At 46.6% G+C, this 16,635-nt stretch carries 20 protein-coding genes; 7 read left to right on the forward strand and 13 right to left on the reverse strand.

Going from position 1 to position 16,635, the window contains the following annotated elements:
* The first annotated feature begins 88 nt into the window (after positions 1-88).
* The 3 genes from AC5JBY_RS20555 to AC5JBY_RS20565 all read left to right on the forward strand — a co-directional run bounded on the left by AC5JBY_RS20555 (position 89) and on the right by AC5JBY_RS20565 (position 2,339).
* The gene (locus AC5JBY_RS20555) at positions 89-832 is read left to right on the forward strand and encodes an SDR family oxidoreductase (RefSeq protein WP_495906528.1); all 744 of its coding nucleotides are present in this window, start codon (positions 89-91) and stop codon (positions 830-832) included.
* Between the two features lie 19 nt (positions 833-851).
* Positions 852-1,250: a GlcG/HbpS family heme-binding protein gene (locus tag AC5JBY_RS20560; RefSeq protein WP_495906529.1), complete on the forward strand. Its 399-nt coding sequence runs from the start codon at positions 852-854 to the stop codon at positions 1,248-1,250.
* A gap of 96 nt (positions 1,251-1,346) precedes the next feature.
* The gene (locus tag AC5JBY_RS20565) at positions 1,347-2,339 is read left to right on the forward strand and encodes a glycoside hydrolase family 43 protein (protein WP_495906530.1); all 993 of its coding nucleotides are present in this window, start codon (positions 1,347-1,349) and stop codon (positions 2,337-2,339) included.
* Here AC5JBY_RS20565 and AC5JBY_RS20570 read toward each other — a convergent pair.
* The 10 genes from AC5JBY_RS20570 to AC5JBY_RS20615 form a co-directional block, all read right to left on the reverse strand.
* Positions 2,324-3,163: an oxidoreductase gene (locus AC5JBY_RS20570; protein ID WP_495906531.1), complete on the reverse strand. Its 840-nt coding sequence runs from the start codon at positions 3,161-3,163 to the stop codon at positions 2,324-2,326. The genes AC5JBY_RS20565 and AC5JBY_RS20570 overlap by 16 nt on opposite strands.
* 29 nt (positions 3,164-3,192) lie before the next feature.
* On the reverse strand, positions 3,193-4,401 hold the full coding sequence (locus AC5JBY_RS20575; RefSeq protein ID WP_495906532.1) for an antibiotic biosynthesis monooxygenase: 1,209 nt from the start codon (positions 4,399-4,401) through the stop codon (positions 3,193-3,195).
* A 350-nt stretch (positions 4,402-4,751) separates the two neighbouring features.
* Positions 4,752-5,672 (reverse strand): AraC family transcriptional regulator, encoded by a 921-nt coding sequence (locus AC5JBY_RS20580; RefSeq protein WP_495906533.1) that lies wholly within the window; start codon positions 5,670-5,672, stop codon positions 4,752-4,754.
* Positions 5,673-5,757: 85 nt separating this feature from the next.
* The gene (locus tag AC5JBY_RS20585; RefSeq protein ID WP_495906534.1) at positions 5,758-6,255 is read right to left on the reverse strand and encodes a nuclear transport factor 2 family protein; all 498 of its coding nucleotides are present in this window, start codon (positions 6,253-6,255) and stop codon (positions 5,758-5,760) included.
* Between the two features lie 8 nt (positions 6,256-6,263).
* Positions 6,264-6,758, reverse strand: a complete 495-nt coding sequence (locus AC5JBY_RS20590; protein WP_495906535.1) for an SDR family NAD(P)-dependent oxidoreductase — start codon at positions 6,756-6,758, stop codon at positions 6,264-6,266.
* 142 nt (positions 6,759-6,900) lie between these two features.
* Positions 6,901-7,704 (reverse strand): SDR family oxidoreductase, encoded by an 804-nt coding sequence (locus AC5JBY_RS20595; RefSeq protein WP_495906536.1) that lies wholly within the window; start codon positions 7,702-7,704, stop codon positions 6,901-6,903.
* Positions 7,705-7,753: 49 nt separating this feature from the next.
* A complete protein-coding gene (locus AC5JBY_RS20600) occupies positions 7,754-8,149 on the reverse strand; it encodes a GlcG/HbpS family heme-binding protein (RefSeq protein WP_495906537.1) in 396 nt (131 codons plus the stop codon).
* Between the two features lie 105 nt (positions 8,150-8,254).
* A complete protein-coding gene (locus AC5JBY_RS20605; protein WP_495906538.1) occupies positions 8,255-9,142 on the reverse strand; it encodes an AraC family transcriptional regulator in 888 nt (295 codons plus the stop codon).
* Positions 9,143-9,254: 112 nt separating this feature from the next.
* The gene (locus AC5JBY_RS20610; RefSeq protein WP_495906539.1) at positions 9,255-10,175 is read right to left on the reverse strand and encodes a helix-turn-helix domain-containing protein; all 921 of its coding nucleotides are present in this window, start codon (positions 10,173-10,175) and stop codon (positions 9,255-9,257) included.
* Between the two features lie 84 nt (positions 10,176-10,259).
* Positions 10,260-10,595, reverse strand: a complete 336-nt coding sequence (locus AC5JBY_RS20615; protein ID WP_495906540.1) for a nuclear transport factor 2 family protein — start codon at positions 10,593-10,595, stop codon at positions 10,260-10,262.
* Positions 10,596-10,775: 180 nt separating this feature from the next.
* Between AC5JBY_RS20615 and AC5JBY_RS20620 the strand changes: the two genes are divergently transcribed.
* Positions 10,776-11,606: an SDR family NAD(P)-dependent oxidoreductase gene (locus AC5JBY_RS20620; RefSeq protein WP_495906541.1), complete on the forward strand. Its 831-nt coding sequence runs from the start codon at positions 10,776-10,778 to the stop codon at positions 11,604-11,606.
* A 57-nt stretch (positions 11,607-11,663) separates the two neighbouring features.
* On the forward strand, positions 11,664-12,584 hold the full coding sequence (locus tag AC5JBY_RS20625) for a helix-turn-helix domain-containing protein (RefSeq protein ID WP_495906542.1): 921 nt from the start codon (positions 11,664-11,666) through the stop codon (positions 12,582-12,584).
* On the opposite strand, the gene AC5JBY_RS20630 is transcribed toward AC5JBY_RS20625, so the two are convergent.
* On the reverse strand, positions 12,558-13,535 hold the full coding sequence (locus tag AC5JBY_RS20630; protein ID WP_495906543.1) for a DMT family transporter: 978 nt from the start codon (positions 13,533-13,535) through the stop codon (positions 12,558-12,560). The two genes, AC5JBY_RS20625 and AC5JBY_RS20630, sit on opposite strands and share 27 nt — an antisense overlap.
* Positions 13,536-13,593: 58 nt before the next feature.
* Entirely contained in the window at positions 13,594-14,460 is an 867-nt protein-coding gene (locus AC5JBY_RS20635; protein WP_495906544.1) for a helix-turn-helix domain-containing protein, read from the reverse strand.
* 180 nt (positions 14,461-14,640) lie between these two features.
* Between AC5JBY_RS20635 and AC5JBY_RS20640 the strand changes: the two genes are divergently transcribed.
* Both AC5JBY_RS20640 and AC5JBY_RS20645 read left to right on the forward strand, forming a co-directional pair.
* Entirely contained in the window at positions 14,641-15,513 is an 873-nt protein-coding gene (locus AC5JBY_RS20640) for an alpha/beta fold hydrolase (RefSeq protein WP_495906545.1), read from the forward strand.
* A gap of 95 nt (positions 15,514-15,608) precedes the next feature.
* A complete protein-coding gene (locus AC5JBY_RS20645) occupies positions 15,609-15,980 on the forward strand; it encodes a hypothetical protein (RefSeq protein WP_495906546.1) in 372 nt (123 codons plus the stop codon).
* Positions 15,981-15,997: 17 nt separating this feature from the next.
* Here AC5JBY_RS20645 and AC5JBY_RS20650 read toward each other — a convergent pair whose 3' ends face one another.
* A complete protein-coding gene (locus AC5JBY_RS20650) occupies positions 15,998-16,585 on the reverse strand; it encodes a Crp/Fnr family transcriptional regulator (protein WP_495906547.1) in 588 nt (195 codons plus the stop codon).
* Between the last annotated feature and the right edge of the window lie 50 nt (positions 16,586-16,635).

Consider the following 16,635-nt stretch of genomic DNA (forward strand, 5'->3'; position numbering starts at 1 on the left):
AAATAAGCTGAGTAATAGCTGCTCTTATATTTATGATTTTAAATATCAGCGTATTCATTTGAGCTTTGAGGTGACTAAAAATGATGCAATGGAAAATTTAATCAACAACAAGGTGATCGTTATTACCGGCGCCAGCAGTGGTTTGGGAGCAGCTACAGCCAAGTATCTCGCAGCAAGGGGCGGGCTGCTTGTGTTGGGCGCCAGGCGTGCAGATAACCTACAGGCAATCGTTTCTTCTATCACCACAGCCGGAGGAAAAGCTATTTACCAAGTTACGGACGTAACGAAGAAAAAAGAGGTACAGGCATTGGTTGACAAAGCTGTTGCTACTTATGGGCGCATCGACGTTATGATCAACAACGCCGGCATCATGCCCATCGCTCCTATGTCGGAAGTAAGAACAGACGAATGGGACAGTATGATCGACATCAACATCAAAGGGGTGCTGTATGGCATTGCTGCTGCGTTGCCTATTTTCCAGCAGCAGCAATCGGGTCACATTATCAATGTAGGTTCTGTTGCCGGTGTTAAAGTATTCAGCCCCGGCGGCACCGTGTATAGTGGCACCAAGTATGCTGTGCGCGCCATCAGTGAAGGCTTGCGGCAGGAAGTGAAGCCGCATATCCGTACTACTGTAATAGAACCCGGCGCTGTGGATAGTGAATTAAAGTTCAGCACAGCGCACACAGCAAGTGCTCAGGATATCACCGAGTTTTATAAGCAGGCCATTCCTGCCGACACCATTGCACGGGCCATTGCTTTTGCCATCGAGCAACCAGCCGATGTGGATATCAATGAGATCATCTTAAGGACAACGATTCAGACGTTTTAATCATTCTATACTTTTTACCATGAGTATTACTCTTCTTCAAGCGCAGCAAATTGCCGAGGCTGCCAGGGAAAAAGCCATCGCTATTGGCGTTGCCATGAACATCGCTATCGTAGACGAAGGGGCCAATATGAAGCTGTTCATCCGAATGGATAATGCGTTCTTAGGCTCTGCCGATATTGCCATCAAGAAAGCGAGGACTGCCCGTCTTTTCGATATGAACTCCGGAGAGGTGGGCAAATTATCGCAACCGGGCGGACCGCTTTATAATATCGAAGAGACCAATGGTGGACTGGTATCTTTTCCCGGCGGTGTGGTGATCAAAGACAGCTCGGGAAAAATCGTTGGCGCCATTGGTGTCTCCGGTGGTGCTGTAGAACAGGATCAGGCAGTGGCATCTACAGGCGCGGCGGCTTTTTGATAATGGTTTTTATTTTTACGATTCGTGTCGTTTTTACTGAATACAAAGTTTGCTCAAGTGCTTCCTTTTCGCCGGAGCGATATCAAAGCTTCTTTTATGAATTTCAAAGCGATATTTCTCTATATTTATCGCATGGGAGATTTAAAAGGTATTCTCAAGGCAGTTATTACCGGAACAAGCATATTATTGGGCACAACAAGTGTGGCTCAACAAGCTTCTATATTTTTGGCTGATCCGACCATCTTTGCAGACAAAGGGAAATACTATTTGTATGGTACCAGCAGCAACCAGGGGTTCCTGGTATATGAGTCTGCCGACCTGCAAACCTGGCAACACCCAAAAGACAGCTTTGCGTTAAGGCGTGGTGAAGCATTTGGCAACAAAGGTTTTTGGGCACCTCAAATTTTTACTTATAAGGGCAACTACTATATGGCATATACTGCCAATGAACAGATAGCCATCGCCCGGGCTTCCAGTCCTGCTGGCCCATTCAAACAAGACTCACTTGTTCCCTTAAGCGGGACAGGTAAACAGATAGACCCGTTTATATTCTTCGACAATGGCAAGGTTTATCTCTATCATGTGAAGCTGCAAAATGGTAACCGGATCTTTGTGACTGAAATGAAACCTGATCTGTCGGACATCATCCCCGGTACTGAAAAGGAATGCATTGCCAGTATCGAAGGCTGGGAAAACACGGCAAAATCCGAGTGGCCGGTAGCAGAAGGCCCCACTGTGTTGAAACATAAAAATGTTTACTACCTCATCTATTCATCCAACGATTTCCGGAATAAGGATTACGCCGTAGGTTATGCTACTTCTTCCTCTCCTATCGGCCCCTGGAAGAAATATACCGGCAACCCTATCATCAGCCGGCAAACGGTTGGTCACAATGGTTCCGGCCATGGTGACGTATATACCGATAAACAAGGACGTATGTATTACGTAGTACATACGCACTATTCGGATGATCGTGTGGCTCCCCGGGCAACGGCGGTCGTGGGTTTGAAGTTTAAGACCGTAAAGGGCGGAGAGGATGTACTGGAAGCGGATGGAAAGTCGTTTGAGTGGCTTCAGCGTAAGCCGTAATTGACATCAAGGCTTGTCGCCTTCCAAGTGTCGAAGTCGTTTTTCAACAGCTCCAGTTTTTCATAGGCAGCATCTACAGCATCCTGTCCGAGGAGCAGCCGTAATGGCGGGTTAACTGTTTCTGTTACTTTCAATATTGCTTCTGCAGCGCGGTTAGGATCGCCGGGCTGTGTTCCGTTGATGGAGCGTAACCATTGCATCGTGGCGCCTGCTGTTGCTGCATAGGCTGCAATGTTTGCCGGGGCTTCATTGGCTGAGCGGCCTGCCCAATCTGTGCGAAATGCACCGGGCGCCACTATTGTTACCTGAATGCCCAGCGGGGATACTTCTTTAAACAGCGCTTCTGAAAATCCGTCTACTGCATATTTGGTAGCATGGTAATATCCCAACGCGGGGAAAGACGTTAAACCACCGATCGATGCAATGTTGATGATATGTCCGGATTGTTGTTTGCGCATCCAGGGCAGCGCTTCACGTGTTACATTAGAAAGTCCCCAGAAATTGATCTCGAACATTCGACGCACTTCTGCTTCGTCGCTTTCTTCAATGGAACCGAAATATCCAATACCCGCATTATTTACCAATACATCGATGGCGCCAAACTGATCTACCAGATCTGCCACGGCTGTCTTCACTTCTGCTTCATTGGTCACATCGAGCTTCAAAGCCATTGCTGTTTCCGGGAAAGCACTGACGATATCTTTTACATCTTCATACTTGCGCGCTCCCACTCCTACCCGTGCGCCGGACTTCAAAACAGTCAGTGCGATGGAACGGCCAAAGCCTGTGGAGCATCCTGTAATCAACCAAACTTTCTTTTTCATTTTATTTTGTTTTAACCTGTTTTTTATAATTACTTGCTGATATCGCTTGCAAAAACAATCATGTTTTGAATGGGGCCCTCGAGGATATTGCCTAGCTGGCTTACCATTGCTTTGGTGGACGCCAGTGCATTGTGTGCATCAAAGGCCGCCTGATTCTCCCAACGTTCGTACAATACAAACTCGTTTTTATTGTCGTTAACAGTGTGGAAGTGAAAATCTATATTACCTGTCTCTTTTCTTACGCGTGAAACAAAGGGCTCAAAGGATTTGATCATTGCAGCTTCTTTGCCTGGTTTTACGCGGAAGCGTATGATCAGTGTTACCAGTGGCTGGTGTGCTTCTTTTATTTGTTGCCTGTTATCGGGCCACAGTTCGGTTAAGTAATTTAACTGGATGGGTGCTGTAAGGTCACCGTTTGCCAAAGCAAAGGCTGCTTTTGTGTAGTCTTTGGCGAAGTGTGCTTCCAACTGTTCGCGATTTTGCCAGCGTTCGTACAGGTAGAAGTCTGCCGGTGCTTTTTTATCGCTGTACAATTCCATTTTATAATTACCGTCTTCGGTCCAGGCGCCCTGTACATCTTCCTGCAGGGCTTTTGTTGCATTGGCAATACTGCCGGGTTTCGCCGCTACCTTCACCAGCATCGTCACCACGTCTGTTTTCGACGTGGTGGGTGCTGTAGCAGCGGAAGCTTTAGGTTTTTCCAGTACTACCTCTGACAGTTCGATCAAATTGCCCCAGGGATCGGCAATAAAGGCCAGCTTACGGGTAATGTCTTTCAGGTAGAAAATATCACCCACCATTGTTACACCTCTTTTCTTCAGTTCGGCCACTGTTTTCTCGATATTCTTTACGTGGATACAAATGTGGTGCAGGCCTGGTGTTTCGAGGCTCTCGGCAAGGTCTTTATAGGTGGGTTGCGGCTTCAATTTTCCGCCTGCCAGTATCTCTACCCAAAAGCTGTTGTCATTAGCGGGCGCCAGGTAAGCCAGCTTTTCATCGGCATAGGGCCATTCGTGAATCACGCGGAAATCCAGCTTCTCTGTCCACCATTTTTTGGCTGCTTCGTAATCGGGCACCCTAAGGCCTACATGGTTACCAGATACATCCGCCAATGGGCTGGAAGGGTTCAGTTTCGGCATATTGAAGCCGGTTGATTCGTCTTTGTGTTGTGCATTTGTAGTGTTTACTACCAGGATCAGCGCCATGGCGGCGATCGCTGTTTTAATCATCTGTTTCATAATTGACTATTTTGTTGTTGATTTTGATAACTCAAAGATGGTTCAAACAGGAGCCCAGGCCGATAGTGTATTCAAACGTGTTTTTATTAAAATCAAAGGGAGGTGTCTTCGTTTGGTACAAGTACGCCTTCCAGCTTGGGCACAAGTACGCCACGCGCAGTGGCCTGGCTGCATACTTGCGCCAGTAACGAGCCAGTAACGACGCAGCCAGTTCTTGTATCAGGGTGAGCCGCCCTTTGGAGGGCGACCCACCCTGATACATACTTGCGCCAGTAAAAAAGAAAAAGCGCAGGCCCGTTTCGTTGGATGGAAGCGGGCCTGCGCATGTATAGAGAAGAGTATAGTAAGTACTATTCCTGGTAGCCTTTGCGGAAGGAGCTTGGCGTGAGACCAGTATGCTTTTTAAAGAACTGGTTGAAGTTGGGTTGATCGGCAAAGCCAATGCTCATAGCAACATCCTGCAATGTCCAGTCGGTATGCAGGAGCAACACCTTCGACTCTTCCAGCAGCCTGTTCTTAATATGGGTGCTTACATTTTCACCTGTATGTTTTTTAAGGAGTGCATTGAGGTGATTGGGATGGATGGCCAGTGAGGAGGCAAATTCTTTGGCTGTGCGCAAACGGATGGGGTGATCGTAATTGATCTGGGCCGTTTCCTGTTCGAGCAGGTTAAAAAAGGCATGTACGTGGCGGTATTCTTCACTCACGGAATCGGGCTCCGGAAAACTAGCGTCGCGGCTTGCCTCCAACATCAACAGCTGTATATACATCTGGATGGCATCTTCGTTGTATCGCTGCCCTGCCAATTCTTCGGCCTTCATTTTTTGGAACAATGCGCAGATGGTTGCGGTGCGCTCTTCCGTGAGGCGGATCACTTTTCGCTTGTTATCGCTGAACAAACCATACTTATCAATAGCGGCTTTTAGCAGTGCCTGTTCATCGGCCAATTTTTTACGGAAGAGTACATAATAGCCACCCACTTCGCCCGGCGTGAGGTTTTTCCAGGTGATAATGTCTGCCGGATGAATGAACAGAATGGTTGGCTTGTCGATGTAATATGTGTTGAGACCGGTGGTGAAGAGACCAATCCCTTTGGTCACTATCAATATCTTGAAAAAATCGCGCCGGTTGGGAGACAGGTAATTGCGGCATTCATGTTGTTCACGATCGAACACGCGTACCACCCAGGGTTCATAGAAATCCCGCATTACCGGGATCATTTCCGGCAAATCGCGCAGGTGATCGATCTTCTTTTTGTCCAGCGTTGTCATGCTTTCTAACCGTTATTTAAAAATAAGAATTATTACCCAAACCGGTATTACTGCTTTAACCGCTCAACCCAGGCCGGTTGCCCTATCACTGCAGCGGAATGCGCCTGAGAATATCATCGAACTTAATGCCATCCAAAAAGGCGATGACATTCGTGATCTTCCCTTCTTTCAGCTGCATAAACCAGGCATACGACATGTTGTACGGCTTTCCATCAGCAGCGGTTGCCTGCCCATCCCATAAAGCAACGACCCAATCTCCTTCTGCAAACAGGTATTTTACCGCGGGAACAATCTTCTTTGTAAGACGTTGATTCAACGGGACAATTACTTCCTCTATAAACTGCTTTTTGCCGGTGTAAGATTTAGATAATACCGTACTACCTGTTATCTGCCATTGCATGTCATCTGCCAGCAGATCGAAGAAACTGCCTGTTCCGCTGGCCCATTTGTCGAATCCTTCTCTTATTACTTTCTTATTATTTTCAGTTGTGGGCTGCTGCGCCGACGTTGCGAAAGGCACTAAAGTCATTGTTGTGCTAAATACCACTATTATCATCGATAGCTGGTGGAATATCTTTTTCATGATCGTTTTTAAGTTTTGTCATTTGATTGATGGTAGAGCATGGATTGAAAAAACAGGCCGGGTTCGATAACACTGTAGAGTACCCCTCCTGTTTCTGCGTTAACGGGAGACAGATTAAGAATGGGTTGCTTCAACCCGACGTTGTTGTCACTTTCGTTATCCAGGAATTGAATGATGTGGCCTTTCCCGGCTTTTTGCATGGCCGATAATACGTACAGACTCAGCAGTCCGCCGTCGCCTATGTTGACCAGCCTGTCGATTCTTCCGTATTGTTCTATTATCTGGCGGACCGCTTTTTCTGTATCCGGTGAATGAAAAATATTCGTGAGGCGTATATCTGCCATTGGGAATTTTGCCTGGTATATCTTCAAGTCTTTCTCCCGATCTGTATATGACGATGGTATGGCTACTACTTTTTGTCCTCTCAGCAACAAGTACTGTACGGTGGCCGGCCCGATACTCTCACCTGCTCCACATACCACCCAAACCTTTTGCTTTTCCATGTTCGCTCTTTTTCAGGGTAAAGGTCTGTCAACCGCCAGGATCATTCCTATGCGCATCAAAGTACCTCTTATGAATTTCAAAGATGACGGCTAAAAAAAGAGCAGGACATTGTCCCGCTCTTTCGAAGGCTCCGCCGCACTATTATATCGTGTTCTCCCATGCCTTCTGCTGGCTTTCTTTCAGCATGTCTTCAATTGCCTTAGGCACGACATTCCTGAATTTACCGGTATCGGCCGGCACTATTTTGATCATGGCGTCGATCATTTCGTTGGCATCGAGGCGTCCTTCGGGCTTTCCTAACATATTGTCGAATGTGGCGCGCAGATCCGCCTTTTTCGTAAAGTTCTTGCTGTCATCCAACCAACGGAATGGTGTTTCGGCCATCGTTTCGTTGAAACCTGTGAGGTATGGGCCGGGGTTAATGGTTTGTATTTTGATGTTATAGGCTTTCAGCTCCTGCTGCAATGCTTCGGCAATTGCTTCCAGTGCATGCTTGGTAGATACATAGATACCAAAACCAGCAGGGGTAAACAGGCCGCCCATAGAAGATGTGAATACGATCTTACCTGGCTTTTTGGCCCTGATCCATTTGTCGATCCACTGTTGTGCAAAGGACAAGGGTGCGAATACATTGGTTTGATAATTTTCGCGTACCAGGTCCATTGGAATTTCAAAAACGGGACCAGCTTCGCCAATGCCTGCGTTACTAAACAGCACGTCGATATCCCATGTCAATGCATACTTTACATCGTAGGGACTGTTGATGTCCAGCTTTTCTACACGAAGGTTTTTCTCCAGACCAAGTGCCTGGGCTTTTTCGCGCAATGGAGTTACCTGGGCAGAGATGTGTACGCCTGCGATAATATTGTAACCTTGTTTGGCCAGACCGATTGCTGTGCCTTCACCGAAACCGGTACCTGCACCGGTAATAAGAATTGTTTTCATGATTGAGTTTTTTAGTAATTAATGTTTATGTTTTAAGTTTTCGATCGAGTTATGCGAGTGTGCTTCCTGCGGTGGCTATTTCAAAATCCTGATCGGGTGATCCGCCGGATACGCCGATGTAGGCCAGTATTTCGTTTCCGCTACGAATGGGCATTCCTCCTTTGAATCCTACCAGGCCGCCATTGGTAGCTACCATGCCGAATGTTTTTTGTGCAGGATCGAGGAAGGCGCCTACTTCTTCTGAATTCATCCTGAAGAGCATGGCTGTTTTAGCTTTACCTATCGCGATGTCGATAGAGCCGAGGTAGGCATCGTCCATACGTTGAAATGATTTGAGGTAGCCGGCTGTGTCGAGCACAACGATGTTGGCTGGCACTCCTATTTCCTGGCCTTTAGCCATCGCTTTGTTGATGGCTTCGACTGCTTGTTGCGTGGTGATTGTCATGATCAAAGTTTTTATTGTTAGTGTTTTATTGCCTCATTGACATAACAAAGATGGCCCTCAAAAGGGGCCATCTTATTATCAGTAGTAAAGCTGTTTTTATGAAAATCAAATATGGAGCGAGCGGCTACGAAAATCGGCAGGTGTTTGTCCTGTATTACTTTTAAAGAACATGCTGAAGTTGGGCGGATCGGAGAATCCTATTAAATAGCTGATCTCTTTGATCGTCCAATCTGTTTGTAATAACAGGGATTTAGCTTCTTCTACCAGCCTGGTCTTTATGTGGGTGCTTACATTCTGCCCTGTGTGCTTTTTTATGATCGCATTGAGGTAGTTGGGATGCACAGCGAGCTGCGTGGCGTATTCCGTGGCTGTTTTCAGCCGTAGCGGATTGACTCCGCTCAACTGTGCCGTTTCGCTGTCCAGCAATTCGAAAAACTGTTTTACCTGTGCCGGTAAACTGGCAACACTTGCAACAGGTGCAGCAAAGCAACGTTGTCTGATCTCAATAAACAGTAGCTGCAGGTAGCCGCACATGAATTCAACCGGGTACTCTTTTTTATTCGCGGTTTCCTGCATCAGTATAAGGTATTGCATCAGAACGGTAAGATCATTTGATGACGGTACCCCGCCTACCCGTTGTACTGATTGATCGAATAACCTGCATTGCTCTATCGTGGACCTCACCGAAACGTTTCGCAAGGCTTCCTGTCTGAGATAGACTGCCTTTGCAACAATGGGTTCTTCGTCGTACAGTTTCCATGAAATGATATCGCGTGGATGCAGACAGATTACGGCAGGAGCTGTGATGTTGTATTGCATCGGGCCTGCCAACAGCACACCACTCCCCTGCGTAACCAATATAATTTTGTAATAGTCGCGCCTATTGGGCCGGTCGTATTGCCCGGGGTCGTAGGGTTCATCGACATATAGTTTTATCAGCCATGTTGTGTGACGATCGCTCACCAGTGGTATTTGTGTGTTGTTGGTTTGCATAATCTGTGGGATAGTTTGTTAGGTTGATCTGACCCTACAAATTTGCTATCCCAACGCCCCTTCCGACGTACAAAATCCCGAGGAGGTGATACAAAAAGTCAAGAATCCTGGGTTATGTATTGGTCTTGCGGAAGTCGACCGGGGAAACGGCCGCATGTTTCTTGAAGTAATTGCTGAAATGGGTGGTTTCCAGAAATCCTAATTGAAAGGCTATTTCCTTGACGGAGGATTCAGAATGTTGCAGCAGTAGTTTGGCTTCCGTGATCATCTTTTCCGATATCCATTGACGGATCGGCTTGCCTGTTTTGGTCTTGATCACTGCGGCCAGGTAGCTCTCGTGGAGGTTCAATTGGTCGGCATAATCACGGATACGCATTTGCCTGTCTGCCTTTCCATTGACCAATTCACGGAAGTGTATTTCGAGGTTGGATTTGAACTGTTTTACAATACGGGAACTTTTGTTGCCTTCCTGCACCGGATTGTAATCGTTCCAAAATGCTTCTTTGATCTTTAGTAAGAGCACCACCAGCAGGTGAGCCACTATCTTGTATTTGTATTTCGATTCGACCTTAAACTCTTCTTCCAGTTGCCGGTACAGCAGTTCAAAGGAAGCAAAGGCTGACTGGGTCAATGTTTGTGGATCGACTGTTTCGGAGATCAGGAACGGGAAATCTACAAATACATCGGAATGGGTATTCTTTTTCAGGAATGCTTCTGAAAAGGCTACCAGGTATACTTCTTCTATCGAGTACCATTCAAAGGAGCGGAAATGTCCGGGGTTTGTAAAGAATACCGTGCCGGGTCCGAGGTCGAAGCTGCTCTCATCCATCTTATAGGTGGCGCGGGCATCTTTTACAAACAGAAAGGAGAAGTAATTGGGACGAAAGCCAGGGGATTTAAAAGGCAGCTGCGGTAATGCCTTTTTGAGGTCGATGATCGTGAAATCACCGGCGCCGGGCAGCAGTGTATCATCCAACCCCATTGCCCGGAAGGTTTCCTGCAAATTCCTGAATAGTTGTATTTCGGGTGCCATAATCAAAGCTGCTTTGATAGCCGAATTACCGGTATAGTAAAATCAAAGGCCGGCTTATGAAAATCAAAGATTGAAGTGGGCGGATCAAATCAATTCAGCTTTTGCGTACGCAATCTTTTCGCCACGGAACGTGAGCTCGAATAGCCCCCCGAGCACTTTTCCCGGAAATTCACCTGTAAACTCCACTTCAATGTGCGCCGAATTCTTATCGATGATGTCCAGTTTAACCAGCCGGGTTTGGGTTTTATAGCCAATGAAGTAGTCTTCAAAATATCTCCGGATGCCTGCATGACCGACAAAGCTGCTGCCTACAGACGGATCATCGAGTGTAGCATCTTTATGGTATTTCTTCAGGTAGCTATCGGTGTCGTAGGCATTGCCGGTAGCCAACCAATCCTGTATAAATGCTTTGATGTCCATAACGGTGTTTTAATTGTACTACAAAGCTGCCGATGAAAGTGCAGGAAAATGTTGCCATCCTGGTGTAAGTTGTAGCCAAGTTGGTAGAAAAAGGGGATTGGTTACAAAGTCCCCCGATTAAGCTACAAGTGTTGAAAAGCATCTGCCGAGCTTTGTGTTCAATCTTAAAAACACAAGTATATGGCAGGCAAAATCTGGTTTATGACAGGAACTTCGCGGGGCTTTGGACGTGTTTGGGCTGAAGCCGCGCTTAAGCGGGGCGACAAGGTAGCGGCTACTGCCCGCAAGCTGTCGAGCATTGCAGACCTCAAAGAAAAATATGGCGATAACGTGCTGACGCTAGAGCTCGATGTAACGAACCCGGAACAAGTGAAAGCCACCGTGGCACAAGCACACGCTTATTTTGGAAAGCTGGATATTATACTCAACAATGCCGGGTATGCCCTGGTGGGCACGATCGAAGAAACCAAGGCTGATGATGTACGGGCGCTTTATGAGACGAATATTTTCGGTCCGCTGGCGGTGATCCAGGCAGCCTTGCCGCTGCTGAGAAAGCAAGGGTATGGGCATATCATTGGCGTTTCAAGCAATGTTGGGCATATCGTGTACCCAGTCATCGGCTATTATTGTTCTTCCAAATGGGCGTTCGAGGCACTCCATGAAAGTCTGGCGGCCGAGGTTAAGCCATTCGGTATCCAGGTAACGCTGGTAGAGCCTGGCGCTTATGCTACCGAGTTTGGCAGCCAGGAGTCTTTGAAGTTTTCAGCGGGGCTGGACATCTACACGGATTTCAAAACACAATTCTTTAGCGGGTTGAGCACGCTTGAAAGGGGTGACCCGAATGCTACTCCAGGCGCGCTCTTCAAAATGGTGGATGCTGACAATCCCCCACTTAGGTTCAACCTGGGCAGCAACAATCTGCCTGGCTTACGGGCGGTGTATGCAGAACGACTGGCTACCTGGGAAGCCTGGGACACCGTGTCCGCCTCGGCTCAGGGTGAAACCAAATAAGCAATTCAGCATGATAACCGATCTTTTTATCGGTTATCATGTTATATAAGGATGAAGATGAAAAAAGAAGTACAGGGACCTCTCCAGTTCGACTCACTGTCTGAAGCTCACCGGATTATGGGGCTACCCAATCCCCAACATCCGTTGATCAGCCTCCTCAACGGGGCTCGCACCGAACTTACGATGCCTCCCGGCTCGCATGTGCTGCGTTTTTATAAGATATCGTATAAGCCCAAACAAAGTGCGAAGCTAAAATATGGTCAGCGCTATTATGATTTCTCCGAAGGTGGGTTATTGTTTGCTGCTCCAGGCCAGCTTATTGGCAGCCATGACAACGATTATCAAACCATCGATTGTTCGCACTATACTTTACTGATACACCCGGATTTTCTGTTGCATTACCCTTTGGCCAAAAAGATCAAACAGTATGGCTTCTTTTCTTACTCGGCTGACGAGGCATTGCACCTTTCCGGAGAGGAAAAGGAAACGATCATGTCCATTTTCGGCATGATCGAAAAAGAGTTGAACAGCCGGATCGATGATTTCAGCCAGGATGTAATGATCTCTCATATCGAGTCACTGCTCAATTATTCGAACCGGTTTTATAAGCGTCAGTTCATTACCCGGAAAGTAGTAAACAACGATCTACTGGTAAAGCTGGAAGCATTGCTGGATAACTACTTTAATGATGACTCTTCTTCCAACCAGGGGCTACCTACTGTTCAGTACCTGTCGGAACAATTGCACCTTTCTCCCAGCTACCTGAGCGATATGCTTCGTTCACTCGTTGGACAGAATGCCCAGCAATTTATTCATGAGAAACTCTTCGAGAAAGCCAAGGAACTATTGTCTACTACCAGCCTAACCATTTCGGAAGTCGCTTATCAACTTGGCTTTGAACATTCGCAATCCTTTAGCCGGTTTTTCAAGGTAAAGGCGAAGATCTCTCCTTTACAATTCAGGCAATCGTTTAACTGATGCCCCTGCATGCCGCCAGGTATTCCAAAAATGAATACTAATACCAATCAACACCACACAGAACCCAATCTGTGCATACACGCCGGGGAACTGCGCTCCTGTCAGGATCATTTCACCAATCAGTGTAAATAATATTTCAAAGGCTTGTGTGGCTTCTATAGCCGCAAGGGCTACTGTATTTTTACTCACGATCTGGGTGGCCTGGTAGAAGCCTACTCCTCCGAGGAAACCGGAAAACAATGCTGAAAGAATAGACGCCTCAAACTGCACCATTGTTGGGGGGCCGCTTTTTATATAGCCGATCACACTCAATATGATCAATAACGGCAGGCATCCAATGCTCATTCCCAACACACGTTGCAATGCGTTCAGCTGAAGGCCTTTTTGTTCGAGGTCTACCATCAGGCGGCGATTGCCCAGTGGCCAAACGACTGCTCCGACTATCACCAGACAAAAGCTCAGGATCGTATAGCCTATGGACTGTAACTCCCTAAGTTTCTCCAATTGCATGATAAATACGCCCGACAGGATGACCACGGAAATGATCAATGCTTTTTTGGGTATGATCTTGCGATGGTCAGGATAAATGAGGGGCGCCAACAGGATGCCTGCGAGGATATTGACCTGGAATGTTGCAGCTACCATCCAGCCGGGCGACCATAACGAAGCGATGGACAGCAAAGTGTACAGGCATCCGAACCCTATGAGCCCCCACTTTATGAAAATAAGGGGTGCCTGTTTTATTGCTGCTATTGTTGTTTTTAATTGTCCCGCCAGGAATACTACTATGCCAAGGATGGGAATGAGGAAGATACTGCGCAATGCAGCGGTCCAGGCCCAGTGACCTCCGGAACCTGTAATGAGGCTGTTGATAATGAATGTAGATGATAAAAACAGCGATGCCATTACTCCCCATATGATGGCCTTCACGACTTTTCTTTGTTCTGACATGCTGCAAAATTATACAGGCGACCAACCCTGATCTGGTACATTTCGGGTGATCTATGGCCTATATCGGACGGGCAAGGCGGAAGTCGGCGGGGGTTACGCCGGTATGTTTTTTAAAGAAGCGGCCGAAGAAAGCGGGGTCGTTGAATCCCAGATCGTAACTGATCTCTTTAACCGACTGTACGGTTGTTTGCAGCAATATCTTACTTTCTGTGATAAGCCGTTCCTGTAGCAGTTCAAAAACCGTGAGTCCTGTGGAAGCGCGGCAAATATTGTTCAGCTTTTTGATATCTGTACGCAGTGTTTGGGCATAAAAGGCGGCCTGGTGTTCCTGCCGGAAATATTTTTCGATCAGTTGTTTGAGGCGGTGAAGCAATTCACGCTGCGCCAGGTTAGTATTTTGCAGGGGATGCTGCAGGTTGTGCTCATGATTGTATTGCAACAACAGTAACGAGACATAGTGCAGTATCATGTTGACGTTCGTTTGCGGTGCCACCTGTTCAGCACGCAATTGCATGATGATAAAATGGGTAACCGTCAGCAATTGGTCGTTCAGATCGATATAGGGCTTTGAGGCATATGCATCCAACAACCCTCTACCCTCTTCCTGTGGATGAATGTTTACATATCTCTTTAGCAGTTCTTCCCCAAACATGATCAGCCATCCGTCGCGATCAAACTCTTTGATGAGGTGTACTTGTCCGGGGTGCAGGAAATAAAGGCGCTTAGGTTTTATATCGTATTCTTTGAAATTGATGGCGTGGGAGCCTGTGCCGTCAGTGATCAGCAACAATTCGTAGTGATCATGGCGATGGGGCGTTATGGAGAGATGATTGAGGTCTTTATGCAGCCTGGTGACACGAACGAACTGCCCATCCAGCAATTCCTGGACGGGTAAACCACGGCGTTTATTGCTTACTGCTTGCATGAACAGGTGCAATATAGCAAAGCAATCCGATGCTGGCAGATATTTTGTACATGGAAGCTGACCGGAATTTCAATATTGATACACCTTATTATTTTTTTGGGTCTCCGCTATCATTGTTCTGATAGTAAGAATCGGTGTAACCATTCTACTTTTGAATGCATCAACTAAATCTCAGAACAAATGAAAAATAAAACTACCTATCACTTTATCGACATCAATGGGGTCAACATTTTTTACCGCGAAGCGGGGCCTAAAGACGCACCCACGCTCGTCCTTTTGCATGGATATCCTGCGTCGTCCTACATGTTCAGGAATCTGATGCATGATCTATCGGACAAGTATCGCCTGATCGCAGCCGATTATCCCGGATATGGCAGGAGCGAGCAACCTCCCATAGCTGAATTTTCTTACACGTTTGACAATTATGCGCTTATTATTGAAACTCTGCTTGCGAAGTTGAATATTACGAAGTACAGTCTTTACCTGATGGATTATGGCGCACCGGTTGGATGGCGGATTGCTTCGAAGCGGCCGGAAAACATCGAGACTTTAATTGTGCAAAATGGCTGTGCTTACGAAGAGGGGCTGCAAACTTTTTGGGATCCTATCAAGGCTTACTGGAAAGACCGGAACGATAAGGTGGCCGAAAATACCTTACGCACCTTCCACAACCCTGATGGTTTAAAGTGGCAATATACGCATGGTGTTCCTGACACTTCTGTGGTTAGCCCTGATAACTGGGAAATCGATCTACGTCATTTGGAGCGACCAGAAAACGACCAGATCCAATTGGACATGTTTTATGATTATGGAACGAACCCGCCTAAGTACCCTGCCTGGCAACAGTATTTTCGTGATCATAACCCCGAGATGCTGATCGTGTATGGAAAAAATGATTATATATTTCCGGTGGGTGGCGCCGAGGCTTATAAAAGAGATGTCAAGAATCTCGAGTACCACCTGTTTGATGCGGGGCACTTTGCGCTCGAAAGTCAGGGGGATGAAATAGTTGCAGTCATAAGAGACTTTTTAGATCGAAAGGTTAGCCAGTAACGATCTCTTGACATTTGTCATTTCCTTTTTTTGACCTACCTCAAGATGAAAGGCTTTACATCTCCATAGCTTTGACCTATCAAACAACAAAGTATATGGAAAACAAGGCAAGATTATTGGAAGACAGCTTATTGGTTATCTGGAATGACAGGAATGCGGAGAAGAGACTGGAAGCCATGAAATCGATTTACGCTGCGGACATCGCTTTTTATGAAACAAACGAAGGTCCTGCTATTCAAGGCTATCAGGCCATCAATGAGTTGATCACCGCCTTGCAATCGAAATGGCCTTTGGAATTTCAATTCGAATTGAACCAACCATCGAAAGTAAACCACCAGATCCAGCATATTTCCTGGAACCTTGGTATACCGGGTCAAACGCCTGTGGCTACAGGAATGGATATAGCTATTATTGAAGACAATAAGATCAAGTCACTGCATCTTTTTTTAGATGCACCGCAAAAGTGATAAGTAGATAAATGTTCTTACTTGTGCATGGCATTTTTCCTGATCCGGCTCAGGGTTTCGGGAGAGATGCCCAGGTAGGAAGCGATCATACCTTGTGGAAACCGCAGCAATAATTCCGGATAGGTTTTCACAAGCTGGTTGTACCGTTCTTCGGCACCAAGGCTAATAGCGGAGTGAATACGTTTTTGTGTGGCAATGGCTCCTTTGCGGTCAATTTCTCTGATCATCAGATCGATAGCAGGAACTGTTTTCAGCAACTGCTGCAGCTGTTCGTAGCTGATCAGGAGCAGGTCTGCATCTTCGATCATGTCAATATTGTACAGCGAAGGCGCGTGTACGTTGTAGCTTTCATAATCTCCCAGCCACCACGACTCAATGGCAAAACGGATGATTATTTCCTGTCCGCTTTCATTTACAGAATACATTCTTCCGGCTCCTTTTGTCACAAAAGCCATATACTTACATACGTCGCCTTCCTGCAAAAGATATTGTCGCTTCCGTAAATGCTTCGCTTTGAACGCCTGCTGCACAAGCTGTCTTTCTTCATCGTTCAGCTTCGAGGATGATTTAGATTCAATGTATGCAAATAGCGGATCGTGTAGCATTTTTCGGAATTGGTTGAATGTATTCGCTGTAAAGCTATTGGATCATAGCT

Source organism: Paraflavitalea sp. (assembly GCF_059502485.1).